Genomic DNA, 23,431 nt, shown 5'->3' on the forward strand with positions numbered 1-23,431 from the left:
GGCCGCCATCCGCCCTGCTTTGATTCCCCATTCCCGATTCCCGATTCTCCCAACCCCACCGTACGGGTTCATCGGACGCATTCGGCTACACTCCCCGCCTTACGTTGACGACACCACTGCATGAATCCTAACTACCTCGACTTCGAGCAACCCATCGCCGATCTGGAAGCAAAGATCCAGGAACTGCGCAAGGCCAGCACCGGTCCTGCAGTCAACGTGGACACCGAGGTGCGCGCGCTGCGCGACAAGCTGCGCGTGCGTACCGCGCAGATCTTCCGCGACCTGTCGGCCTGGCAGGTCTCGCAGCTGGCGCGCCATCCGCAGCGCCCGTACACGCTGGACTACATCAACACCATCTGCGACGAATTCCAGGAGCTGGCCGGCGACCGGGCCTATGCCGACGACAAGGCGATTGTCGGCGGCCTGGGCCGCATCGATGGCCGCGCTGTGGTGATCATCGGCCACCAGAAGGGCCGCGACACCAAGAGCAAGGTCGCCCGCAATTTCGGCATGCCGCGTCCGGAGGGCTACCGCAAAGCGCTGCGGCTGATGAAGCTGGCCGAGCGTTTCCGGCTGCCGCTGCTGACCTTTATCGACACCCCGGGCGCTTATCCGGGCATCGGCGCCGAAGAACGCGGCCAGTCCGAAGCGATCGCGCGCAACCTGCTGGAGATGGCCGAACTGAAGATCCCGGTGATCTGCACCGTGATCGGCGAAGGCGGCTCCGGCGGCGCACTGGCGATCGGCGTGGGCGACCGCACCTTGATGCTGGAATACGGCACCTACTCGGTGATTTCGCCCGAAGGCTGCGCCTCGATCCTGTGGAAGGACGCGGCCAAGGCCAAGGACGCGGCCGAGCAGCTCGGCTTGACCGCCAAGCGCCTGAAAGGCCTGGGCCTGGTCGACAAGGTGATCCGCGAACCCACCGGCGGCGCGCATCGCAATCCCGAGCAGATGGGCAAGCGCCTCAAGGCGGTGCTGCTCAACGAGCTGGAAGCGCTGGAAAAGCTGCCGGTCGAGGGCCTGCTGCAGCGTCGTTACGAGCGCCTGCGCAGCTACGGCGCCTACGAAGGCAACTGATCGGCGGTATGCCGAGGCGATGGTGCTGCGCGCACCATCGCCAGCCAACAAGACGATTGGCCTTCATGGAAGGACCTGTCCGGATATGAGCCCGCTACTTCTCCTGTCGCTGGTGTTGCAGGCCGCCTGCTGCGTGCACGTGGTGCGCAGCGGCCGCCCGCTGACTGGATCTTCATCCTGCTGGCGTTTTCGGTGCTGGCGATCCTGATCTTACGTGTACGTGGCGGTGATCCCGGACCTGCGCAACGACCCGACGGCACGCCGTGGACTGCGCAAGGTGCGTCAGCGCATCGATCCGCAACGCGAACAACGCGACGCATCGCGCCAGCTGGAGGTGGCCGACACCCCGAAAAATCGCCGCCGCCTCGCGCAGACGCTGCTGGAACAGGGTCGCTCCGCGCGTGCCGCCCAGGTGTATCAAGGCGCGCTGCGCGGCATCTACCAGGACGATCCGGACCTGATGCTGGGCCTGGCCAAGGCCCAAGCGGCAAACCACGGATGGTGCGCGCACCGTGTGTCGAGAAGACCGCGGACGCAACCGAAGGCACCGCCATGCCCAGAAAGTCTGAGATGGAGGCAAGCCTGAAGGCCCGGATCGATCACCTGCCGGAGTTGTCGGCGTAGCAGTTCCGCAGTGACGCTTTGGCGGAATCCCTCGACATCCGCTCATATCACTGCAGCTGCACGCGAACACGACAGCGACGACAGATGGCTCCGGCGAGCGCATGCCCCCCAGGCGTTGCCTCAGAACGGCTTGGCCAGCACCAGCCAGATCACCCCGACCAGCAACACCACCGGCACTTCATTGAACAGCCGCAATGCGCGGCCGCTGGGCACGCTGCGGCCCTGATCCACGCCCTTCAACCAGCGCCCGGCCACGATGTAATGCGCCAGGATCAAGGCCACCGCAAACAGTTTTGCGTGCAGCCAGCCACCGGCCACCATCGTCGGGAAATCCGGAATCACCCGATAGCCCTGCCACAGCACCGCGCCCAGCAGCAGCGCCAGCCCCAGCATGCTGTGGCCGAATATGTAAAGGCGGCGCCCCATCAGCACCAGGCGCGTGCGTACCGCAGGCTCGGCGCCGGCTTCGGCGATGTTGACCAGGATGCGTGGCAGGTAGAACACCGCCGCCATCCAGGCAATGACGAACAACAGATGGAAGGTCTTGATCCACAGATACAGGGTCATGTGCTGGCTTCGCTGGCTGGCGTAGGATGGCCCGCATTTTCACCTATCCGCTCACGCGAAAGTACATGACGTCCATGTCCGAACCCGACAACAAACAGTACGACGCCCACTATTTTCGCCGCTGGTACAGGGATGCCGGGCTGGCCGACCCCGCGCGCCTGCGACGCAAGGTCGCACTGGCGGTGAGCCAGGCCGAGTACTACCTGGAGCGCCCGATCCGCAGCGTGCTGGATGTCGGTTGCGGCGAGGCGGCCTGGCGCGCGCCATTGTTGGCGCTACGCCCCAGGCTCAGCTATCTGGGCTTCGACAGCAGCGCCTATGCGGTGCAGCGTTACGGACGCAGCCGGCAGATCCACCCTGCCCGCTTCGGCGATTTCGCCTGGCTGCGCCCATGCGCGCCGGTGGACCTGCTGATCTGCTCGGACGTGCTGCATTACGTGCCTACGCGGGAATTCAACCAGGGCCTGCCTGGGTTGGCCGAGATGTGCGCAGGCGTGGCGTTTCTGGAGACGTTTGCCGAGGAAGACGCCTTCGAGGGCGACCACGATGGTTTTCAGGCGCGGCCGGCGCGCTGGTATCGGCGCCGCTTCGCCAGCGTTGGGTTTTCTGCGCTCGGTTCGCACTGCTGGTTGTCGCCGCAGTTGGCCGATGAGGCGTCTGCGCTGGAGCGCGGCTGAGCAGGACGTTGGCTGGTTGAGGCACGCATGGCCAGTGGCTTCGCCGCGTACCCTCACCCCAACCCCTCTCCCGCAGGAGAGGGGCTTCATTCCCTTCTCCCGCCGGGAGAAGGTGCCCCACAGGGGCGGATGAGGGTACGCACGAAACCTGGTGGAAGTTGCGTGCGTGGGCCACGCCCGTTGCCTTCCTCGCCCATCCCCTGCAGGCCGAGGAGCCTGCCAAGCGATGCGCACGGCTCTGCGAGAACGCACACTTCCAGCCCGACGCCGTCGTCCGAAGGATCTCCGATGGCGGCAACGCAAAATCGCGGCAAATCAGGGCGCTCGCGCCTGCCACAGCTTGGATGACAGCCTCTACCGTCCGCAGCCCCATTAAGGTGCAAATGCGCCAAAGGGGGTATGCTGCGCGGCAGCAAAGAGCCGCACGGATGGGTGGAATGCTTTATCAACTGCACGAGCTGACCCGCAATCTGCTAGCGCCTTGGGTGCACCAGGCCCAGGCGAACGCCAAGATGTTTTCCGACCCCGACAGTCTGTGGGCCTCGCTCCCGGGCGCCGAACGCATGGCGGCCAGCAACGAGCTGTTCCATCGCCTGGGCAAGGAATACGAAAAGCCGGCCTGGGCGCTCGACGATGTCGAGGTCGACGGTCATTCGCTGCCGATCATCGAACGCGAGGTGCTGAGCAAGCCATTCTGCCGTCTGCTGCGCTTCAAGCGTTTCAGCGACCATGTCGAGCTGATCGGCACGATGAAGCAGCAGCCGGCCGTGCTGGTGGTGGCGCCGTTGTCCGGCCACCATGCCACCCTGCTACGCGACACCGTGCGCACCCTGCTGCGCAACCACAAGGTCTATGTCACCGACTGGGTCGACGCGCGCATGGTGCCTCTGGAAGCCGGTGCCTTCCGGCTCGAGGACTACATCAGCTACATCCAGGAGTTCATCCGTCACATCGGCGCCGAACGCCTGCATGTGGTGAGCGTGTGTCAGCCAACCGTGCCGGTGCTTGCGGCAGTGTCGTTGATGGCCACCAACGATGAGCCCACGCCGCGCTCGCTGGTGATGATGGGCGGGCCGATCGACGCCCGCCGCAGCCCGACCCAGGTCAACAACCTGGCCACCGAGAACGGCATCGAGTGGTTCCAGAACAACCTGATCCACACCGTGCCGTTCCCGTATCCGGGCCATGGCCGGCAGGTGTATCCGGGCTTCCTGCAGCATGCCGGCTTCCTGTCGATGAATCCTAATCGGCACGTGATGTCGCACTGGGATTTCTACACCGATCTGGTCAAGGGCGACCTGCAGGACGCGCAGGCGCACCGGCAGTTCTATGACGAATACAACGCCGTGCTCGACATGCCGGCAGAGTATTACCTGGATACCATTCGCGTGGTGTTCCAGGACTTCCTGCTGCCGCAGGGCAAGTGGAAAGTGGACGGACAGCTGGTCATGCCGTCGGCGATCCGCAACACTGCGCTGCTCAGTATCGAAGGCGAGCTGGACGATATCGCCGGCCTTGGCCAGACCGAAGCAGTGCATGATCTATGCACCGGGATCGACGCGGCGCATCGTCGTCATCTGGTGGTGGAAGGTGCCGGCCACTACGGCATCTTCAGCGGCCGTCGCTGGCGCGAAGTGGTGTACCCGCAGGTGCGCGAATTCATCGCTCGCTACGATGCCGACCCGGTGGGCAGCCGCGATCCGGCCACCGTCACTCCGATCCGCAAGCGCGGCAAGCGCGCCTGATCGGCTGACAAGAACGCCCCTTGATCTCTTTGGATCACGGGGCGTTTTTTATGGGCAGATTGTTGGTTCAAGCGAAGACGGGGCAGCACTTGGTCGAGCGCGCGGTGCCCTCGCCGCTCGCGGGACATTACGCGGCATGGATGCCGCGCAAGAGCTTATCTGTTCGGAATCTGGCAGTTTAGGTGTCGAGAGCCGGCGTGGGCCACCGTGAGAGCCTGGATCTAAGCGATCGCCTTGTAGCTACAGGGACGTACTTGCGGCGTGCCCTGCGATGGTGGGCGGGCAAGGACCCTGCAGCCAAGCCACAGATCAGTCGCTCTGCAACTGCTCCATCGGCCTTATCCCATCACGTCCACGACAACGGGACTTCACGTATTTGCGTCTGTCAGGGCCTGCACTGCAGACCATGCGGCATTAAGACGATCGCAGCCGAGTGCCATACATCCGCAACCACACGGTGCACTCAGCCTTCGCCGCTCTTGACCAGCAAGTGCTTGGCGAACATGCCGTGCAGCTTGCCGAAGGCGCGTGCCAGGTGCAGCGTGGCGAACAACGGCAGCGTCAGCCAGGGTCTGGGGACATCCACTCCATCCCAGGTCAGCACCGCCATGTCGTCGAACAGCAGCGCCAGCGGTGAAGCGGCCGAGCCCAGCGACAACGACAACAAGGTGATGAACACGCTGAAGTAGAGGATGCCCAGCGGCAGCATCAGCAGGAATACGGCATCGTGCTCCAGGCGCGCGCATCGGTGAACATCGCGCCGATGCGTTGCAGCCAGCTAGCTTGCGGCCCGGGATGGGCAGGACGACGCGGCATGCGTACGCCCAGCAGCGTCTCCACCGCGCGGCCTTCCACCAGCGACAGCACGCGCACCGATCCGAAGAACACCACCAGCAACGGCACGCCGATGATCAGGATCATCAACCCGGCCGATAGGCTCGCACCGGTGATCACCCAGGTGAAATAGAACACGCCGGTCACCAGCGACAGCAGCATGTAGAACAGCGCGCCGTCGGTGCGTGGATCGGCAGCCACGCCGACGAACCTGCCGAACCAGGTGCTGCGTCTGCGCGGCAGCGGCGGGCAGTGCACGTGTCACCGTCACTTCGGTTTCTCGATAGATCTCGGCCACTTCATCCCGCGCGCCAGAGCTGCCTGCCACGCCGGCGATCACCTCCGCTTCGCTCTTGCCGCCCACTATTGCCAGCCAGTTCGGCCAGCTCGGCGCGCAGATGCTCTTCGGCGTCGTAGAGCGCGCCCTGGATCATCGCCGGGTCGGTGCCGGGGGTATAGTGAATGTGCCGGTAGTCATGGGAATTGGGAATCGGGATTGGGGAATCGGAACAGCACTTCCCAGCGCCCGAGCGCTTATGTGAGCTCCAGTTGCGCTACTGCCTGCGTGTCGAAATCATATTTTTTGATAGTCGTGCGGTGCCTATGAAGCGTGCTCTACCTATTCCCGAATCTCGATTTCCCATTCCCGGCTTCATCAACGCGCTCATGTGCTTAGAACCATTGGGTTACTCCCTTTGCGGCGGCGCTCCACTACAGTCATTGCCCACTGAGCCGATACCACTCGCTCAGACGACTCACTTTTTCGATAGGGCGACACGATGCGACTAGCACGCTTGGCACAGCCGACCATGGCTGAAACTTCCTTTGGCGCCACCCGGCGCCTGTGCCTGGCGATCGGATTGTCACTACCGGGACTGGGGCTTGCACAGGCACAGACCGCGCCGGTCAATGCCGAGCAAACCCAGCCGGAACCGGTGAAGGCGTCAGCGCCTGCCGCTCCTGCAGCGCCCGCTGCCGCCAAGGGTTATCCGCTGGAAGCGCAGGGCTGGGGAGCCAAGCAGGGCGGCAACATGTGGCAGGTGCGTTGGGCCGAGGACTGGTCGTATCTGAAAGACCCGTCCAAGCGCAAGAGTCCGTTCGATCCGCTCAAGTACATTCCGTTCAATGAGTCCGGCGATGTGTACGTCTCGCTCAGCAACGAACTGCGCGTGCGCAGCAACACCATCACCAATCCCGGTCTGATTCCCGGCAGCCATTCGCAGCAGCAGTATCTGCTGCGCGCGTTCTTCGGCGCCGACTTCCATGTCGGCGAGCACTTCCGTCTGTATACGGAACTGGCGCACGGCAGCCTGGATGGACGCAACGAAGGCGCCAAGACCGGCACGCAGGAAAACAACGCGATCCTGCAGCAGGTGTTCTTCGATGTGAAAGGACGCATCAAAGATGCCGACCTCGGCCTGCGTGTCGGTCGTCAGGTGTTTGTCGATGGCCCCGTCACGCTGATGGCATTGCGCGACAATACCGACATCTTCGTGACCTTCAACGGTGTGCGCGCCTGGGCGATCGGCGAAAAGACGCGTGTGGACCTGTTCGATTTCAACTTCAATCTGGATGGCACCGAAGGCCTGGGTGACGATCGCATCGACCGCTCGCGGCACTTCCGCGGCGTGGTCGGCGGCTATCGCATGCCGACCGCCAAGCCGATGTATCTGGAGCCGTTCTTCTACCAGTTCCGCAACGACAATCAGGTCTGGGGCCGGCAGACCGCCGAAGAAAACCGCAACTATTACGGTTTGCGCCTGTGGGGCAATGTGGGCAAGCTGCGCACCGACTCGTTCGTGACCGTGCAGCGCGGCAGCTACGGCGGGCGCGATCTGCGCGCCTACATGGCCAGCACCTCCAACGCCTGGTCGCTGAGCGAATCGGGCTGGAAACCGCGCCTGGGCTTCCATAGCGAAATCGCTTCCGGCGGCGGTGGCACCTCCGGCACCGGCACGCTGCGCAACAACAATTTCCTCTACGGCAATACGATCTACTTCAGCTGGGCGACGTTCTTCGGCCCGGTCAACCTGGTCACGGCCGCGCCCACGTTCACCTTCTCGCCCACGTCCAAGATCACCGTGAATCTGGAATGGGAAACCCTGTGGCGGCAGACCACCAGCGATGCGATCTACAACAACCAGGCACGCGCCTACGCACGCACGCAGAGCACCGGCGAGCGCCGCATCGGCACCATGCCGCGCATCAACGCCACCTGGAACATCGACCCCAACTGGTCGGTGACCTTCCGCGCCGAACACCTGATGGCAGGTCCTGCGCTCGAAAAGGCAGGTTACGGCGATTCGACCTTCGTGATGGGCTGGTTGAATTTCCGGTTTTAAGCCGGTGGCGTCACGCTGAGCTGGTGACCGACGACGCCGTCCTGGATCCGTTCCTGGGTGGCGTTGTTCGTTATGGAATCGTCGACACGTGCCTATCTGCCCTGGTGTCCGCTTCTGCAGCCGCAAGTATCACGGTGTGCCTTGCATCGCTGCTGTCTGCGCCAACTTGCTTGCCGCCAATGGCATCTGCAGGTTGGCGTGATCGCTGCGCGCGTAACGCGGCAGTTGCAGTGTCTTTCCATCTTTGCCCGCGGTGATGTCGCGTCCCGGTCGGACCAGCGTGGCGGGCAGGTGATCCAGGCGCTGCGCCAGCGTCTGTTGCTCTGCGGGATGCGCACGTAACCACAGCACTGCCGAGGTCAGTCGCGTTGTCGCGGCCAGATCCTGCAGTTGCCATTGATACTGCACGCTATCCATGTGCTCCACATCGGCGAACACGCAGCCGATTGCGTTGGCGACACAGGCGAAGGTCACTGCTGGCGCGGCAGGAACGGCACTGGTCGGCACCTTGCGGTCCTGTTCCAGCTGCGTGCGAACGTCGGTATGGCAGGCCCAGGTGTAGTAAGGCGCGGTCAGTGCACGGGTACGTTCGACCTCCAGCAGCGGCGCTACCAACCTGTCGTACCAGCGCTGCTGCTCACCGCCGGCTCCGACGACCGCGCGGTAATTGGCGCTGACCAGGCGTGCTTCGCCGCGTAGCCCCCCACACAGGCTGGTCTCATCCATCGTCAACGGCGCAAATGCCGCTTGGCAATGCGCAGGTAACGGCTGGGTGGACGGCAACTCGCTCAGCATGCCGGTGAACAGCTCGGCGTTGCCGCGCAACATGGCTGCGCCGATCATCGTGGCCATCAGCGTGTCGTGACCGCGCAGCAGCACGCGCGCCACCTGCGCATCCGCACACACGCCGGACAGCGCAGCCTCCTGGCGGCCCTGGACGAAGTCCAGCGCGTGCCGGGTCATCGGCACACTCAGCCCCTGCAACTCGGGCAGCGGTGTGTCGGCACGGGTCGGGAACAGATTGCGGTAGTAAGCATGCGATGACAGCGTGGCGGCGCGCTGCAGCAGCGGTGCCTGTGAGATCAGCGCATCGGCATAGGCTTGCGGCTGAGCGCGCACCTTGTCCAGGCAGTCTGGGGTGGACCAGTTGCACTTAGGCGGTGCGGCGGCCGGCCACGGCAGCGTGCGCGGATAGCGCGCTGCGTCGCTGACGAAACCGGCCGCAATCCCGGCATTCGCAAACCGCTGCAGATCGCGTGCCAGCACTGCCGCCTGTTCGGTGGCCGGCACGGCATACGGCAGCAACCAGAGGGCAGCAAATAGATTCGAGCCTGCCGGCGGTGCGGCTGGTGGTTGATCGATCTGCGCCAATGCCTGGCGCTGCGCTTCAGGAATCGGCCAGCGCGCGGAGATCGCGTACAGGGCCACCAGCAGGGCGATCAGGATGCATAGCCCCAGCAGGGCCGACTTGAGGAATTTGGCGAGCATGCGGGGGCAACCGTCCGTGGATAAGCTACGCCATCTTAGAGCGGCCCAGACAGACCCGCGAGTGGTATGACGCCAATGCGCACTTGCCGTCTCCCCAGCGAACAAGGCACGCCACGCGCCTGCACCGGACGCGGCCGAATGCCTACAATGCGCGCATGTCCGAATCCCCCACTCCGCCTACCCGACCTTCCCTGCAACGCGTCTTTCTGACCGGTTTGCTCACCCTGCTGCCGGTCTGGTTGACCTGGGTGGTGGTGAAGTTCGTGTTCTCGCTGTTGTCGGGCATCAGCAGCCCGTGGGTGGTGCCGTTGTCCGAACGCATCGCCGCCTCGTTTCCCGACTATCTGGGCTGGATCAAGGCGCTGTGGGTGCAGAACACCATCGCCCTGATCGCCACCGTGGGCGCGATCCTGTTCGTCGGCATCCTGAGCCGGCGGGTGATCGGCCAGCGCCTGCTGCGCTGGTTCGAGGCGATCATGCGGCGCATCCCGCTGGCCAGCGTGGTGTACGACAGCGCGCGCAAATTGCTCGACATCCTGCAGACCCAGCCCGGCAGCACCCAGCGCGTGGTGCTGATCGACTTCCCCCATCGCGACATGAAGTCGGTCGGCTTGGTCACGCGGGTGATCAAGGAACAGGGCACCGGCCGCGAGCTGGCGGCGGTATACGTGCCGACCACGCCCAACCCGACCTCCGGCTATCTGGAGATCGTACCGGTGGAGATGCTCACGCCCACCGACTGGAGCGTGGATCAGGCCATGAGTTTCATCATCTCCGGCGGCGCAGTGGCGCCCGAATCGGTTCCCTTTACCCGTACCGCGGATCGCTGAGCCCATGACACAGGTGAGTACCCTCGACGATCGGGCGATCCGCCTGTTCATTGCGCTATCCGCGTTCTTTTGCGTCAACGCGGCGCTGGCCGAGTTCATCGGCGTCAAGATCTTCGCGCTGGAAGACACCCTCGGCATCGCGCCGTTGAACTTGAACCTGTTCGGCCAGACCGGCTCGCTCAGCTTCACCGCCGGCACCTTGTTGTGGCCGGTGGTATTCATCATGACCGACACCATCAACGAGTTCTTCGGCAGCCGCGGAGTGCGTTTCATCTCGTGGGTGGCAGTGGCACTGATCGGCTACGGCTTCGTGTTCGCGTTCGCCGCCATCGCATTGGCGCCGGCGGGTTGGTGGGTCACGGCGGCGCAGAGCCAGGGCGTGCCGGACTACCAGGCCGCCTTTGCAGCGGTGTTCGGACAGGGGCTGTGGACGATCGGCGGCTCACTGGTGGCCTTCCTGTTCGGTCAGTTGATCGATGTGGCGGTGTTCCATCGCATCCGCCGCGCCACCGGCGAAAGGCACGTGTGGCTGCGTGCCACCGGCTCCACGGCGGTGTCGCAACTGGTGGACAGCTTCGTGGTGATCTACATCGCCTTCGTGCTCGGCCCGCAGCATTGGTCCACCGACCAGTTTCTGGCGGTGAGCACGCTCAACTACGTCTACAAGATGGGCTTTGCGATCGCACTGATCCCGCTGCTGTATCTGGCGCGCCGCGCCATCGGCGCCTATCTGGGCGCCGAGCGCGCCGAGCAACTGCGCGAAGAAGCCGCCTCCGGCTGAAAACCACCTAAACCTGCCGGCCGCATCGCTGCAAGGTGGCGCCCGGGACGGTGTCTTCCACTCGGCCCCATTGGTCTTGCGCGTCGCCTGTCCGACGATTGCTCGCTGCGTCTGCAGATCCCGCGACGGCTGCAACGACCGCCCATCGAAATTTTGTTCAATCCGTCGCTGCGGTCGCTGGCCATGCTGTCGCGCCCCGCTACGGATTCCGCGCCATGGACCATCTTGTCGCAATGGCCAGCTTCGCGCTGGTGTGCTCGATTTCGCCCGGACCGGTCAACCTGGTCGCGCTGAGCACCGGTGCCAGCGCTGGCGCGCGTGCCGGGCACGGCCACGTGATCGGCGCCACCGTCGGCTTCGTCGCGCTGCTGTTGTTGGTGGGCATGGGGCTGCAGCAGGTGTTGCTGCGCTGGCCGCTGCTCGGCCGTGCACTACATCTGGCAGGGGTGGCGTTTCTGCTCTACATGGCCTGGCGCCTGCTGCGCGACGATGGCGTCATCGAGACTACCAGGCCGCGCCCGGCCGCCTCGTTCTGGACCGGTGCGGCGATGCAATGGCTCAACCCCAAGGCCTGGTTGGCGGCGACCTCCGGCGTTGCCCTGTATGCGACGGCAGGCACCACGCAACTGGCAGGCTTTGCGGCGTTGTATGCACTGATCTGCTATCCCTCGCTGGCGTGCTGGTTGCTGGCCGGCGTCGTGCTGCGGCGGCACGTGCAGGTGCCGAGGCAGCTGCGGCGGTTGAACCGGGTGCTGGCCGCGCTGCTGGTGCTGAGCGCGATCTATCTGCTGACCGAATGGGGCACGGCATTGCGATAACACCCTGGCGTCACCGCCCAGGCACGTTTGAAGCTGCGCTGCAGATGCGCCTGGTCGGCGTAGCCATGCGCATAGGCGACATCGGCAATGTCACCGCCGCGCCGCAAGGCCTCGCGTGCACGCTGGAAACGGCAATCCAGCAGATACGCATGCGGGGTCAGTCCGTGCGCCTGCCGGAAGCCGCGGATCAGTCGCGGCGCCGGCATTCCGGCCAGCGCGCATAACTCGCGCAGCGATACCGCACGCGCATGATGGGTCTGCAGATACTCGGCCACCCGTTGCATCGGCCCGGTATCGGCCGCAAGCGCACGACACATCGGCTCCATATGCAGATGCAACCGCGCCACGAACGCGATCAACGCACTCTCGCGTGCAAGCGCGTCGGCATTGCCATCGGTCAACACGGCATGCATGCGGTCGAAGGCGACATAGGCAGCCGGGGTCTGGCACAACGGCGCTGCCAGCAGGTGCACATCCGCATTGGCGGCCAGGCCGAGTGCGCGTTGTTGTTCGCGCAGCCACGCCACGTCCAGATACAACATGCGGAACGACCAGTCCTGCTGCTGATCCGGATTGCAGGCATGCACATCGCCAGGGTTGATCAGGGTCAGCGAGCGCGCGCCCACCTGCGCCTTCATGCGTCCATTGCGATAGCGCGCAAGCCCGCGATCGACCGCGCCCACCGACCATTGCTCGTGCGTATGCGCGGCATAACACAGGCTGCGGCTGTTGATCACCTGGCGCAGTTCGACGAAAGGCAACGCCGGATCGCGCCAGAAGCCCTGCCCACCCTGCACGGGCAGCTGCGTCCCGCATGTCGATTCATCCCTTGGCATATGCGCAAGCCTATCGCACTGCAACACGCCTGCGTGCCGCAGGCGTGCGGAACGGGCTTCATGAATTCCAGGCGCGCCCCGTCTGCCGGATGGGTGGCCGGAACGGTGCGGATCGGGCAAGCTCCCCGCTCGCTTGTTCCCGGAGCCGGTAATGCCCCTCAGCTTTTCCCGCCTGCTGTCCCTGGCCCTGGCCGCCGTGCTGAGCCTGTCAGTGGCAGCGCCCGCCGATGCGGCCAAGAAGAAAACCGGCAAGGCGCAGACCACGCAAACCCGCGCGAAGGCGAGCAAAGGCAAGAAGACCGCCAAGCCGGCGGCCAAGACCACCCGGGCCGCCACCAAGGGTGGCAAAGCCGCCAAGCCCAGGCCGCGCGCAGTGGCCGCCCCGGTGGTACTGACCAAGGCGCAGCAGCTCAACCTGCTCTACGACCAGTACTGGGATGCCTCGCTCAAGCTCAACCCGCTGCAGGCCACCTTCCAGGGCGAGACCCGCTACAACGACCAGTTGCCCAACTTCCTGTCGCCGGCGTTCCGGCAGCAGTCGCACGACTTCACCGTGCTGTGGCTGGGCAAGGCCGAGGCGCTGGGGCCGGACGGCCTGAGCGGGCAGGACCTGCTGAGCTATCAGATCTTCGTCCGCGATGCGCGCAGCGCACTGGCGGCCGAGCAGTTCCCCAGCTGGATGCTGCCGATCAACCAGTTCTACAACATCGCCAGCATCGCGGTGGTGCTGGGCTCGGGCACCGGCGCGCAGCCGTTCAAGACGGTCAAGGACTACGACGACTGGTCGCGGCGCGCGGTGGGCATCCCGGACCTGTTCGACCAGGCCATCACCAACATGCGGGCCGGCATGCAGGCCGGCGTGGTGCAGCCGAAGGTGCTGATGCAGAAGGTGCTGCCGCAGCTGGACGCGATCATCGCGCGCAATGCCGAAGACAGCCTGTTCTGGGGCCCGGTGCGCAACCTGCCGGCAGACATGCCCGAGGCCGACAAGCAGCGCATCACCGCCGAGTACAAGCGGCTGATCGAAGTGCGGATCATGCCGGCGTACCGGGCACTGCGCGGCTTCATCGCCACCGAGTACCTGCCGGCCTGCCGTGACACCGACGGCCTGACCGCGCTGCCCAATGGCGCGGCCTGGTACGCCTACGACGTGCGCCAGAGCACCACCTCCGACCTGACCCCGGAGCAAATCCATCAGATCGGGCTGGACGAAGTCGCGCGCCTGCAGGCAGAGATCGCCGCGCTGGCCAAGCAGGTCAGGTTCCGCGGCAACCTGCCCAAGTTCTACAAGTTCATGCAGACCGACAAGCGCTTCGCGTTCCGCAGCGAGACCGAATTGCTGGGCTATTACCGCGGCCTGCAGGGACGCGTGCAAGCTGCGGTGCCGCGCCTGTTCAATGTCCAGGGCATGCCCGCCCTGGAAGTGCGCGCGGTCGAACCGCAGCGTGCGCAGTCGGCCGCCAGCGGCTCGTACATGCGCCCCAGCGGCGACGGCAGCACACCGGGCGTGTTCTACGTCAACACCTCCGACCTGGACACGCGCAGGACCTGGGAAACCGAGAGCCTGTATCTGCACGAGGCCATCCCCGGCCACCATTTCCAGCTCGGGCTGCAGCAGCAGCTGACCGACCTGCCCAAGTTCCGCCGCCTGGGCGGCGAGACCGCCTATATCGAGGGCTGGGGGCTGTACGCCGAATCGCTGGGCCGCGAACTGGGCCTGTATCAGGACCCGTACAACTACTACGGCTATCTGCAGAATGCGTTATGGCGCTCGATTCGCCTGGTCACCGACACCGGCCTGCACAGCAAGGGCTGGACCCGCACGCAGGCGATCGACTACATGCTCAACAATTCGGCCATGACCCGGACCGATGCCGAGGCCGAGGTGGACCGCTACATGGCCATCCCCGGCCAGGCGCTGTCGTACAAGGTCGGCGAGATGAAGATCGCGCGGTTGCGCGAGCAGGCGCAACGCGAACTGGGCCCGCGCTTCGATGTGCGCGCCTTCCACACCGAAGTGCTCAAGGATGGCTCGGTGCCGCTGGATATCCTGCAGGAGAAGATCCAGCGCTGGATCGCCACGCAGAAAGGCTGAGTCAGCTCAGCCCGCCACCCGCGCACGCGCCAGCGCGGCGATATCGTGCGGTGTGGTGCGGCAGCAACCGCCGATCAGCCGCGCACCGGCCGCCAGCCACTGCGTATGCTGGTCGGGCAGGGTGCATGCGGTCGCGCTGCCGGCGTGCCACTGCTTTGCGCCGGCATCGTAGTGCTCGCCAGAATTGGGGTACACCACCAGCGGCAGTGTCGTCAGCGCGGACAGCGTCTGCAATGCGGTGGTGACCTGGTCCAGCGCGATGCAGTTGATACCCACCGCGATCACTTGCGCGCAGGCATCCAGCGCGGGCACCACCTGCGTCAGCGGGGTGCCATCGCTCAAATGCGCCGCATCACGCAAGGTGAAAGAGAACCACGCATGCAGCTGCGGGAATTCCTCCAGCAGCAGGCGCAGCGCGACGATCTCGTTGGCCGACGGCAGCGTTTCGCAGGCCAGGACATCCACACCGGCCTGGGCCAACGCGGCGATGCGCGGGCGATGGAAGTCCATCAGTTGCGCAAGCGGCAGAGCGTAGTCGCCGCGATATTCAGAGCCATCGGCCAGGTACGCGCCATACGGCCCGACCGACCCGGCCACCCATAACGGCGCGTCCTGCGGATGGGCACGCAGATGATCGGTGCGCGCCTGCGCGGCCAATGCCACGCTGCGCGCGATCAGTGCCTGCGACTGCGCCAGATCCAGCCCACGCGCGGCAAAGCCCAACGGCGTGGCCTGGTAGCTGGCGGTGATGGCGCACTGCGCGCCGGCAGCGAAGTAATCGCGATGCACCTGATAGATCAGCTCCGGCCGCTCCATCAGCACGCGCGCCGACCACAGCGCATCGTTGAGATCGCAGCCGCGCTGCTCCAGTTCGGTGGCGAGTGCGCCATCGAGCAGCACGTAGCCATCGTGCTGCAGCGCCTGGCCAAAGGGCGCACCGGCGCGCGGCTGGCGGGGAAGAATCGTCATGCGTGTTGCCTCCTGCTCGCAAACCATTGGGTGAGTGCATAGGCGCCATAGCACAGCGCCACAAACGGGATGCCGCACCACAGCGCAATGCGCTGCTGCGGATCGAATGCCAAGCCGATACAGGCCAGCAGACAGAGCGCAAAGCCCAGCATCGGCGTCAACGGATACCACGGCGCACGATAGGCCAGGCTCTCCGGCGCGATGCCGTCGCGCAGCAACTGGCGCCGAAAAAAGTAGTGCGAGGCGCAGATACTCAACCACACCACCACCACCGCAAAGCCGGACACCGCCGAAATCGCCACGAACACGGTATCGGGCGCGTACACGCCGGTGAGCAGCGCCAACAGGCCGCCCAACATGCTCAATAGCAAGGCCGGCAACGGGATGCCGCGACGGGTCAGGCGTGCGAGCCGCGCCGGCAGCGTGCCCTCGTTGGCCAGCGACCACAGCATCCGCGCGGCCGCATACAGGCCGGAATTGGCCGCCGACAGGATCGCGGTCAGGATCACCGCATTCAGCACATCGGCCGCATACGGGATGCCCAGCAACTCGAACGCGCGCACGAATGGGCTGGTGTCCACCGCTGCCTGCTCGGCGGGTAACAACGCGGCAAGCACCAGCACGGTGCCGACGAACAGCACCACCAGCCGCACCAGCGTGGTGCGGATCGCCAGCGGAATCGCACGCGCCGGCCGCGCGGTTTCGCCAGCGGCCACGCCGATCAACTCAGTGCCGGAAAAGGCGAAGTTCACCGCCACCATCGTCATCAGGATCGGCAGCGTGCCTTGCGCAAACCAGCCGTCGGCGCGCAGGTGACGCAATCCGGGTGCCGGCGACCCATCGGCCAACGGCAGCACGCCGATCACCGCCGCGCCACCGAGCACGATGAACAACAGAATCGTGATCACCTTGATCAGCGAGAACCAGAATTCGCCTTCGGCAAACCAGCGCGCCGATACCGTGTTCAAGCCGAAGATCAGCGCGCAGAACAACAGACACCACGGCCATACCGGTGTGTGCGGGAACCAGTACTGCATGCAGAACGCCGCAGCGGTCAGGCTCGATCCCAGCGCCACCGTCCAGGTCAGCCAGTACAGCCACGCCACCACATACCCGGTGGCCGGGCCGAGATAACGCGCGGCATACACATGGAAGGCGCCGGTCTGCGGCATCGCCACCGCCAGCTCGCCCAGGCACTGCATCACCAGATACACCACCAGCGCGCCGATCAGATACGCGATCACCGTGCCGAGCGCGCCGGTGCTGGCGATGATGTAACCGGTGTTGAAGAACAGACCGGTGCCGATCACGCCACCCAGCGACAACATCACCAGATGGCGCACCTGCATGCTGCGCTGGAACTGCGGTGCGGCGGTGGACGACGGCTCGGGCATCGGCGTGTCTGATCGGTGGCAGCGCATCCTGCCATGCGCAGCCGGACGAGCACAGCCATGCGATGGCAAGCTGTGACGTTGCACTGGCGCGCAACGTCCCGCGGGTATGCTTGCGTACTGCTCACCCGGAAGGTCGCCATGCCGCACGTCCTGCAACCACCCACGCATGCGAAGACGTCTCGTTCGGCCAATTCGGTGTTGCCTGCACGCGCACCACGCAACATCGCTGCCGCCGCGCGCGACGCATCCGCGCCCGCTGACAGCCTCTGCGCGTCGCAGCCGATGTCGCAGCGTTTGCGAGGCGCCGCATGAAGCTCGCCGGTATCCACCACGTCGCGATCATCGCCGGCGACTACGCGGCCTCCAAACGGTTCTACTGCGACATCCTGGGCCTGCGGGTGCTCGATGAGCATTACCGGCAGGCGCGCGATTCCTGGAAGCTGGACCTGGCACTGCCCGATGGCGGGCAGATCGAACTGTTTTCGTTTCCCGACGCACCGCTGCGCCCCAGCCGCCCCGAAGCACGCGGCCTGCGCCATCTCGCCTTTCGCGTCGAGGATCTGGACGCGGCCGTGGCGCATCTCACTGCGCACGGCGTGGACACCGAAGACATCCGCATCGACGAGTACACCGGCCGCCGCTTCACCTTCTTCGCCGACCCGGATGACTTGCCGCTGGAGCTGTACGAGGCCGGCTAGGCGAAGACTGCCTGGCAGTGGCTGCCCGTACGACGAAAGAACCCTGCGAGGAGCAACTCCGATGCGAAGTGGCAGTTTCTCGCTTCGTCACCCGGCGAGGCAGACGTGCTTCACGAACGAGCAGGCGGCAGCAGCATCCCATTACCCTCCTTCAAACTGAACGCGGTGGCTTTCCGCCACCATACTCCACGGTATACATTCCGATCAGGTCGCCGACGGCGGCCACAGCAATCCCTGGGAGGGGACATATGCGCAAGACCTTCAAGACCGTGATGCTGGCCCTGCCGCTGGCCGCCGCGTCGCTGCTGGCCCAGGCCGCCGATTCGCCGGTGGGCCGCTGGAAGACCATCGACGACGAAACCGGCAAGCCCAAGTCGGTGGTGCAGATCGAACAGCTCGGCAATGGCACACTGAGCGGCAAGGTGGTCGACATCCTGCAATCCAACCATGGGCCCAACCCGACCTGCGACAAATGCGATGGCGCGCTCAAGGGCAAGCCGATCAAGGGCATGACCATCCTGTGGGGCCTCAAGCCCGACGGCACCGCGGTGTGGAGCGGCGGCTCGGTGCTCGACCCGGCCAAGGGCAAGACCTACAAGGCCAAGGTCACCCTGACCGACGGCGGCAAGAAACTGCAGATGCGCGGCTATGTCGGCATCGAAGCGCTGGGCCGCACCCAGACCTGGATTCGCGAGTAAATCGCGAATCGGGAATCGGGAATCGTAAAAGCAGGCGCCCGCGAGGGCGCCTTTTTTGTGCGTGTCCATCTGCGCGTAGCTGTGCAGCGAGTCCTGGCAGGCGACCATCGACAGTCCATGGCGTTGCATTGACGGCGAAACGCAACTGCAACGCATGCAACTCGCCGCGCGCCAGCGCAACCTGCAACATGGCAAGCTGGCCATGCTTTGACCGATTCCCGATTCCCGATTCCCGCCACCATTCCCGACTAATGCGATAATCGGCTGTCCCCCGCATTACGCCTGCCATGACCCGCACCGCACTCGTCACCACCGCCCTGCCCTACGCCAACGGGCCGCTGCATCTTGGCCATCTGGTCGGCTATATCCAGGCCGACATCTGGGTGCGCGCGCGCCGGCTGCGCGGCGACAAGACCTGGTTCGTCTGCGCCGACGACACCCATGGCACGCCGATCATGCTTGCCGCCGAAAAGGCCGGGGTCACTCCGGAAGCCTTCATCGCCAACATCCAGGCCAGCCATGAGCGCGATTTCGCCGCGTTCGGGGTGACCTTCGATCATTACGATTCGACCAATTCGCCGGTCAATCGCGAACTCACCGAGGCCTTCTACACCAGGCTCGAGGCCGCCGGTCACATCAGCCGTCGCTCGGTGGCGCAGTTCTACGACCCGGCCAAGGGCATGTTCCTGCCGGATCGCTACATCAAGGGCATCTGCCCCAACTGCGGCAGCGCCGACCAGTACGGCGACAACTGCGAGGTCTGCGGCGCCACCTACGCGCCGACCGAGCTGAAAGAACCCAAGTCGGTGATCTCCGGCGCCACGCCGGAACTGCGCGATTCGGAGCATTTTTTCTTCGAAGTGGGCCATTTCGACGGCTTTTTGCGCGAGTGGCTGGCCGGCGATGTGGTGCTGCCCGGCGTCAAGGCCAAGCTCAAGGAATGGCTGGACACCGAAGGCGGCCTGCGCGCCTGGGACATCTCGCGCGATGCGCCGTATTTCGGCTTCCAGATTCCCGGCCAGCCGGGCAAGTATTTCTACGTGTGGCTGGACGCGCCGATCGGCTACCTGTGCAGCTTCAAGACCCTGTGCGCGCAGATGGGCGAAGATTTCGAGGCGCATCTGGTCGCCGGCACGCAGACCGAGCTGCATCACTTCATCGGCAAGGACATCGTCAATTTCCACGGCCTGTTCTGGCCGGCGGTGCTGCACGGCACCGGCCATCGCGCGCCGACCCGGCTGCACGTCAACGGCTACCTCACGGTGGACGGCGCCAAGATGTCCAAGTCGCGCGGCACCTTCGTGATGGCGCGGACCTTCCTGGACGTGGGCCTGGAACCGGAGGCGCTGCGCTACTACTTTGCGGCCAAGTCCTCCGGCGGCGTGGACGATCTGGACCTCAACCTGGGTGATTTCATCGCGCGGGTGAATGCGGATCTGGTCGGCAAGTTCGTCAACCTGGCCAGCCGCTGCGCCGGCTTCATCGGCAAGCGCTTCGACGGCACGCTGGCCGACACCCTGCCCGACCCGGCGCAATACGACCGCTTCGTCGCCGCACTGGCGCCGATCCGCGAAGCCTACGAGCGCAACGATGCGGCCAGCGCGATCCGCCAGACCATGGCGCTGGCCGACGAGGCCAACAAGTACATCGACGACACCAAGCCGTGGGTGATCGCCAAACAGGACGGCGCCGATGCGCAACTGCAATCGGTGTGCACGCAGGGCCTGAACCTGTTCCGGATCCTGGTTGCCGCACTCAAGCCGATCCTGCCGCGCACCTGTGCCGAGGCCGAAGCCTTCCTGTCGGCACCGATGACCAGCTGGGACGACGTCGCGCGCCCGCTGACTGCGCACGTGATCCAGCCCTACACCGCCCTGTTCACCCGTATCGACCCCAAACTGATCGACGCCATGACCGACGCTTCAAAAGACACCATGGCCGCACCTGCGGCACCCGCTGCGACCACCAAGCCCGCACCGACCAAGGCCGAGACCAAGCCGGCGGCCGTTGCGACTCCCCAATCCCCAACCGCCACTCCCAGCCTCATCGGCATCGACGATTTCGCCAAGCTCGACCTGCGCATCGGCAAGGTGCTGGTGTGCGAATTCGTGGAAGGCTCGGACAAGCTGCTGCGCTTCGAACTGGATGCCGGCGAGCTGGGCAAGCGCCAGATCTTCTCGGGCATCCGTGCCAGCTACGGCGAGCCGGAAATGCTGGTCGGCCGCAGTGTGGTGTTCATCGCCAACCTGGCCCCACGCAAGATGCGTTTCGGCATCAGCGAAGGCATGATCCTGTCGGCCGGCTTCGACGGCGGCGCGCTGGCGCTGCTGGATGCCGATGCGGGTGCGCAGCCGGGGATGCCTGTTCGGTGAAGCGGGATTGGGGAATCGGGAATCGGGAATCGTAAAAGCCAAAGCTGATTGTTGAGGGAGACCTGACACGCGTGCCTGGCCCGTACCCTCATCCGCCCCTGCGGGGCACCTTCTCCCGAAGGGAGAAGGGAAGGTTTCAGAGCCTCTTTCCCGCCGGGAGAGGGGTTGGCGTGCGGGTACGGTGCGAAGCCCTGGTACCGTTCCGACTGTATGTGGCTTCGCCCGTGCACTCATCCGCCCCTGCGGGGCACCTTCTCCCGGCGGGAGAAGGGAAATGCAGATGCCGCGCCGTTAACGAATCCCCACTCCCCAATCCCCGCCCCATGCATCTGGCCCTGTTCGACTTCGACCACACCATCACCACCTGCGATAGCTATGCGCGCTTCCTGCGCAAGGTCGCGACGCCTGCGCAGCTGGCGGCGGCGAAGTGGCAGGTCGGCCCGTGGGGACTGGGGTATCGGTTGGGCTTGGTGTCGGCTGCCGCGCTGCGCGCGCGGGTCACCCGCATCGTGTTCAGTGATCGCTTGCTGGACGAGGTGGCCGCGCACGGCGCCGATTTCGCACGCACCGCATTGCCGGGTATGCTGCGTGCCGAGGTGATGCAGCGCATCGACTGGCACCAGGCGCAGGGGCATGAAGTGGTGCTGGTGTCGGCATCGCTGGACCTGTATCTGCAGCCGTGGTGCGCGCAGCATGACCTGTCGTTGATCTGCAATCGGCTGGAACACCACGCCGGCGTGCTGAGCGGGCGCTATGCAGACAGCGATTGCGGTCCGCACAAGGCCGCGCAGATCCGCCTGCGCTACGACCTGTCGCAATACGAGCGCGTGCATGCCTACGGCGACAGCCGCGAGGACAAGCCGATGCTGGCGCTGGCGCAGCAGCGTTGGTATCGCGGCACCCTGCTGCACTGACATGCACATCGCAACGCCCGCCTCAGCGCCCGATCTGGTCGAACGCCTCGACCGCCTGCTGCCGCAGACCCAGTGCGGCCAGTGCGGTTACGACGGCTGTCGCCCCTATGCGCAAGCGATGGCGAACGGCCAGGCCGATGTCGATCATTGCCCGCCCGGTGGCGACGCCGGGGCCCGCGCGTTGGCGCACGTTCTGCAGCGTCCTGCCCGCCCATACGACCGCACCCGTGGCACCCACACGCCGCCGCAGGTGGCCTGGATCGTGGAAGCCGACTGCATCGGCTGCACCAAGTGCATCCAGGCCTGCCCGGTGGACGCCATCGTCGGCGGCGCCAAGCACATGCATACGGTGATCGCCGCGCTGTGCACCGGCTGCGAGCTGTGCCTGCCGGCCTGCCCGGTGGATTGCATCGCGCTGCGCGCGAGCGGCTAGACCGCTGGCCGGACGATGACGCAAGTGCCAGGCGCACCACGCCCGGAATCGGCAGTGCCACACGCACCACGATGTCTGCACGCCAACCGTGCTCTCACGACGCTTGCGTGCTCGCGGCCGGCCCCCTGAGCCGGCGGGTCTCGTGTACACGCTTCGGCTTCCGCACGCGGCTGCGCCCTCGCACTGACTGCTCGCGCCCCGTGTGTCATCGGCAATCCCATGCACGCACCCGCGTTCTGGGCCGCGGCAGCGCCCAGCTCCCCAAAATCAGTGGCGCTGGCCTCCACGTCCTACATCCGGTCAGGAACGTCCTGACGCGTCCGGCGCATCCGTGCTGCGGATGCGCTCGTATTGGTAGGCACTCCCATCGAGGAATCCGCCGATGCGCCCACTCGCCGCCGCCCTTGCCGCGCTCACCACCGTCTGCCGGCCGGTTCCGCCATTGTTGCTGCTGGTGCTGGGTGGCTTGCCGCTGAGTGCGGCGGCAGTCACCCGTGTGGATGGCGATGCCTTCGACGGCGACAGCGGCGCGCTGCGCTATCGCGAGTCGCACTGGCTGCTCGACGATGGCGGGCGCGTCGTGCTGTATCGCTGCCCGGACGGGCGCCCGTTTGCGCGCAAGCAGGTCGATGGCGGCAGCAGCTCGCCCGACTTCAGCCTGACCGACGGACGCGACGGCTATCGCCAGGGCGTGCGTCAACGCGACGGCGTGCGCGAGATGTTCCAGCAGGAACCCGGCAAGGCCGAGCAGCGCACGCCACTGCCGGCCGACGATGTCCCGCGCGTGATCGATGCCGGCTTCGATGCGTACCTGCGCAGCCACTGGGAAGCGCTCGCCAGTACGCCGCAACGCGTGGACTTCGTGCTGCCAAGCCTGCAACGCCAGCTGGCGTTCCGTGTCGAGCGCATTGGCGATACCGGCAGCGAGCGCCGTTTCCGCCTGAGTCTGGATGCCTGGTACGGCGCGGCAGTGCCCTCGCTCGAAGTGCGGTATTCCATCGCCGACAAGCGTCTGCTGCAATTCCGTGGCGTGGGCAATCTGCGCGACGACCGCGGCCGCTATCCGCATGTGCGCATCGTGTTCCCGGACACCGCTGCGCGTGCCGTCGGCGCCGATGAGCTGCGCCAGGCGCGCGAGCAGCCGCTGGCCAAGAGCTGCAGCGCCCCGTGAACCAGACACCTGCCATCTTCACGTTCGACGACACGCGGTTGCGTACAACGGCGCGGTCATCCCTT

General features: G+C 65.5%; 19 protein-coding genes and 2 pseudogenes. 15 read left to right on the plus strand and 6 right to left on the minus strand.

The genetic code is table 11. The features are described from left to right. Window positions 1-120 precede the first annotated feature (120 nt). Both XaplCFBP3123_RS02110 and XaplCFBP3123_RS02115 read left to right on the plus strand, forming a co-directional pair. A complete protein-coding gene (locus tag XaplCFBP3123_RS02110) occupies window positions 121-1,080 on the plus strand; it encodes an acetyl-CoA carboxylase carboxyltransferase subunit alpha (RefSeq protein ID WP_016902405.1) in 960 nt (319 codons plus the stop codon). A gap of 85 nt (window positions 1,081-1,165) precedes the next feature. Continuing rightward, window positions 1,166-1,564 (plus strand): annotated as a pseudogene (locus tag XaplCFBP3123_RS02115) (tetratricopeptide repeat protein); the annotation flags it as partial. A 260-nt stretch (window positions 1,565-1,824) separates the two neighbouring features. Here XaplCFBP3123_RS02115 and XaplCFBP3123_RS02120 read toward each other — a convergent pair. Beyond that, window positions 1,825-2,271 (minus strand): CopD family protein, encoded by a 447-nt coding sequence (locus tag XaplCFBP3123_RS02120; RefSeq protein ID WP_104532599.1) that lies wholly within the window; start codon window positions 2,269-2,271, stop codon window positions 1,825-1,827. A gap of 74 nt (window positions 2,272-2,345) precedes the next feature. Here XaplCFBP3123_RS02120 and XaplCFBP3123_RS02125 point away from each other — a divergent pair, with 74 nt between their 5' ends. Next, a complete protein-coding gene (locus XaplCFBP3123_RS02125; RefSeq protein ID WP_172453049.1) occupies window positions 2,346-2,948 on the plus strand; it encodes a class I SAM-dependent methyltransferase in 603 nt (200 codons plus the stop codon). Window positions 2,949-3,385: 437 nt separating this feature from the next. After that, window positions 3,386-4,693 carry a polyhydroxyalkanoate depolymerase gene (locus XaplCFBP3123_RS02130; RefSeq protein WP_172453050.1) on the plus strand — a complete coding sequence of 436 codons (1,308 nt, stop codon included), beginning with the start codon at window positions 3,386-3,388 and terminating at the stop codon, window positions 4,691-4,693. Between the two features lie 463 nt (window positions 4,694-5,156). Here the strand turns inward: XaplCFBP3123_RS02130 and XaplCFBP3123_RS02135 are convergent. Continuing rightward, window positions 5,157-6,024: pseudogene (locus XaplCFBP3123_RS02135) on the minus strand (sensor domain-containing protein). 282 nt (window positions 6,025-6,306) lie between these two features. Here XaplCFBP3123_RS02135 and XaplCFBP3123_RS02140 point away from each other — a divergent pair. Beyond that, window positions 6,307-7,869: an alginate export family protein gene (locus XaplCFBP3123_RS02140; RefSeq protein WP_104532602.1), complete on the plus strand. Its 1,563-nt coding sequence runs from the start codon at window positions 6,307-6,309 to the stop codon at window positions 7,867-7,869. A 129-nt stretch (window positions 7,870-7,998) separates the two neighbouring features. Here XaplCFBP3123_RS02140 and XaplCFBP3123_RS02145 read toward each other — a convergent pair whose 3' ends face one another. Next, complete coding sequence (locus tag XaplCFBP3123_RS02145) at window positions 7,999-9,357, minus strand: hypothetical protein (RefSeq protein ID WP_104532603.1); 1,359 nt, start codon at window positions 9,355-9,357, stop codon at window positions 7,999-8,001. A 155-nt stretch (window positions 9,358-9,512) separates the two neighbouring features. Here XaplCFBP3123_RS02145 and XaplCFBP3123_RS02150 point away from each other — a divergent pair, with 155 nt between their 5' ends. The 3 genes from XaplCFBP3123_RS02150 to XaplCFBP3123_RS02160 all read left to right on the plus strand — a co-directional run bounded on the left by XaplCFBP3123_RS02150 (window position 9,513) and on the right by XaplCFBP3123_RS02160 (window position 11,786). After that, window positions 9,513-10,187: a DUF502 domain-containing protein gene (locus XaplCFBP3123_RS02150; protein ID WP_104532604.1), complete on the plus strand. Its 675-nt coding sequence runs from the start codon at window positions 9,513-9,515 to the stop codon at window positions 10,185-10,187. A 4-nt stretch (window positions 10,188-10,191) separates the two neighbouring features. Beyond that, on the plus strand, window positions 10,192-10,968 hold the full coding sequence (locus tag XaplCFBP3123_RS02155; RefSeq protein ID WP_104532605.1) for a queuosine precursor transporter: 777 nt from the start codon (window positions 10,192-10,194) through the stop codon (window positions 10,966-10,968). 215 nt (window positions 10,969-11,183) lie between these two features. Beyond that, the gene (locus tag XaplCFBP3123_RS02160; RefSeq protein ID WP_172453051.1) at window positions 11,184-11,786 is read left to right on the plus strand and encodes a LysE family translocator; all 603 of its coding nucleotides are present in this window, start codon (window positions 11,184-11,186) and stop codon (window positions 11,784-11,786) included. Here the strand turns inward: XaplCFBP3123_RS02160 and XaplCFBP3123_RS02165 are convergent. Further along, complete coding sequence (locus XaplCFBP3123_RS02165; RefSeq protein WP_172453052.1) at window positions 11,750-12,583, minus strand: AraC family transcriptional regulator; 834 nt, start codon at window positions 12,581-12,583, stop codon at window positions 11,750-11,752. The two genes, XaplCFBP3123_RS02160 and XaplCFBP3123_RS02165, sit on opposite strands and share 37 nt — an antisense overlap. A 190-nt stretch (window positions 12,584-12,773) precedes the next feature. Between XaplCFBP3123_RS02165 and XaplCFBP3123_RS02170 the strand changes: the two genes are divergently transcribed. Then, window positions 12,774-14,717 carry a DUF885 domain-containing protein gene (locus XaplCFBP3123_RS02170; protein ID WP_104532608.1) on the plus strand — a complete coding sequence of 648 codons (1,944 nt, stop codon included), beginning with the start codon at window positions 12,774-12,776 and terminating at the stop codon, window positions 14,715-14,717. Window positions 14,718-14,723: 6 nt separating this feature from the next. Here XaplCFBP3123_RS02170 and mmuM read toward each other — a convergent pair whose 3' ends face one another. Both mmuM and mmuP read right to left on the minus strand, forming a co-directional pair. Beyond that, window positions 14,724-15,686, minus strand: a complete 963-nt coding sequence (gene mmuM, locus XaplCFBP3123_RS02175) for a homocysteine S-methyltransferase (protein ID WP_104532609.1) — start codon at window positions 15,684-15,686, stop codon at window positions 14,724-14,726. Next, a complete protein-coding gene (gene mmuP, locus XaplCFBP3123_RS02180; RefSeq protein WP_104532610.1) occupies window positions 15,683-17,080 on the minus strand; it encodes an S-methylmethionine permease in 1,398 nt (465 codons plus the stop codon). The genes mmuM and mmuP overlap by 4 nt, the downstream gene beginning before the upstream one ends. A 308-nt stretch (window positions 17,081-17,388) precedes the next feature. Here mmuP and gloA2 point away from each other — a divergent pair, with 308 nt between their 5' ends. The 6 genes from gloA2 (at window position 17,389) to XaplCFBP3123_RS02210 (ending at window position 23,366) form a co-directional block, all read left to right on the plus strand. Beyond that, window positions 17,389-17,778, plus strand: a complete 390-nt coding sequence (gloA2, locus tag XaplCFBP3123_RS02185; protein WP_104532611.1) for an SMU1112c/YaeR family gloxylase I-like metalloprotein — start codon at window positions 17,389-17,391, stop codon at window positions 17,776-17,778. 248 nt (window positions 17,779-18,026) lie between these two features. Then, window positions 18,027-18,476, plus strand: coding sequence for a DUF2147 domain-containing protein (locus tag XaplCFBP3123_RS02190; protein ID WP_104532612.1), 450 nt, complete (start codon window positions 18,027-18,029; stop codon window positions 18,474-18,476). Between the two features lie 287 nt (window positions 18,477-18,763). Further along, on the plus strand, window positions 18,764-20,848 hold the full coding sequence (gene metG, locus XaplCFBP3123_RS02195) for a methionine--tRNA ligase (RefSeq protein WP_104532613.1): 2,085 nt from the start codon (window positions 18,764-18,766) through the stop codon (window positions 20,846-20,848). 323 nt (window positions 20,849-21,171) lie between these two features. After that, window positions 21,172-21,762 carry an HAD family hydrolase gene (locus XaplCFBP3123_RS02200; RefSeq protein WP_104532614.1) on the plus strand — a complete coding sequence of 197 codons (591 nt, stop codon included), beginning with the start codon at window positions 21,172-21,174 and terminating at the stop codon, window positions 21,760-21,762. 1 nt (window position 21,763) lies between these two features. Next, on the plus strand, window positions 21,764-22,195 hold the full coding sequence (gene rnfB / locus XaplCFBP3123_RS02205) for an Rnf electron transport complex subunit RnfB (protein ID WP_104532615.1): 432 nt from the start codon (window positions 21,764-21,766) through the stop codon (window positions 22,193-22,195). Between the two features lie 382 nt (window positions 22,196-22,577). Beyond that, window positions 22,578-23,366, plus strand: a complete 789-nt coding sequence (locus tag XaplCFBP3123_RS02210; RefSeq protein WP_104532616.1) for a hypothetical protein — start codon at window positions 22,578-22,580, stop codon at window positions 23,364-23,366. Window positions 23,367-23,431: the final 65 nt, after the last annotated feature.

This window comes from Xanthomonas arboricola pv. populi (assembly GCF_002939945.1).
In the GTDB taxonomy this organism is placed as follows: domain Bacteria; phylum Pseudomonadota; class Gammaproteobacteria; order Xanthomonadales; family Xanthomonadaceae; genus Xanthomonas; species Xanthomonas arboricola_A.

Coding starts and splice junctions, on each gene's coding strand:
- XaplCFBP3123_RS02150 (WP_104532604.1), top strand. CDS start 9,513: ATGTCCGAATCCCCCACTCCGCCTACCCGACCTTCCCTGCAACGCGTC.
- rnfB (WP_104532615.1), top strand. CDS start 21,764: ATGCACATCGCAACGCCCGCCTCAGCGCCCGATCTGGTCGAACGCCTC.
- XaplCFBP3123_RS02155 (WP_104532605.1), top strand. CDS start 10,192: ATGACACAGGTGAGTACCCTCGACGATCGGGCGATCCGCCTGTTCATT.
- XaplCFBP3123_RS02160 (WP_172453051.1), top strand. CDS start 11,184: ATGGACCATCTTGTCGCAATGGCCAGCTTCGCGCTGGTGTGCTCGATT.
- XaplCFBP3123_RS02125 (WP_172453049.1), top strand. CDS start 2,346: ATGTCCGAACCCGACAACAAACAGTACGACGCCCACTATTTTCGCCGC.
- mmuP (WP_104532610.1), bottom strand. CDS start 17,080: ATGCCCGAGCCGTCGTCCACCGCCGCACCGCAGTTCCAGCGCAGCATG.
- XaplCFBP3123_RS02110 (WP_016902405.1), top strand. CDS start 121: ATGAATCCTAACTACCTCGACTTCGAGCAACCCATCGCCGATCTGGAA.
- XaplCFBP3123_RS02130 (WP_172453050.1), top strand. CDS start 3,386: ATGCTTTATCAACTGCACGAGCTGACCCGCAATCTGCTAGCGCCTTGG.
- XaplCFBP3123_RS02120 (WP_104532599.1), bottom strand. CDS start 2,271: ATGACCCTGTATCTGTGGATCAAGACCTTCCATCTGTTGTTCGTCATT.
- gloA2 (WP_104532611.1), top strand. CDS start 17,389: ATGAAGCTCGCCGGTATCCACCACGTCGCGATCATCGCCGGCGACTAC.
- metG (WP_104532613.1), top strand. CDS start 18,764: ATGACCCGCACCGCACTCGTCACCACCGCCCTGCCCTACGCCAACGGG.
- XaplCFBP3123_RS02200 (WP_104532614.1), top strand. CDS start 21,172: ATGCATCTGGCCCTGTTCGACTTCGACCACACCATCACCACCTGCGAT.
- mmuM (WP_104532609.1), bottom strand. CDS start 15,686: ATGACGATTCTTCCCCGCCAGCCGCGCGCCGGTGCGCCCTTTGGCCAG.
- XaplCFBP3123_RS02140 (WP_104532602.1), top strand. CDS start 6,307: ATGCGACTAGCACGCTTGGCACAGCCGACCATGGCTGAAACTTCCTTT.
- XaplCFBP3123_RS02190 (WP_104532612.1), top strand. CDS start 18,027: ATGCGCAAGACCTTCAAGACCGTGATGCTGGCCCTGCCGCTGGCCGCC.
- XaplCFBP3123_RS02145 (WP_104532603.1), bottom strand. CDS start 9,357: ATGCTCGCCAAATTCCTCAAGTCGGCCCTGCTGGGGCTATGCATCCTG.
- XaplCFBP3123_RS02170 (WP_104532608.1), top strand. CDS start 12,774: ATGCCCCTCAGCTTTTCCCGCCTGCTGTCCCTGGCCCTGGCCGCCGTG.
- XaplCFBP3123_RS02210 (WP_104532616.1), top strand. CDS start 22,578: ATGCGCCCACTCGCCGCCGCCCTTGCCGCGCTCACCACCGTCTGCCGG.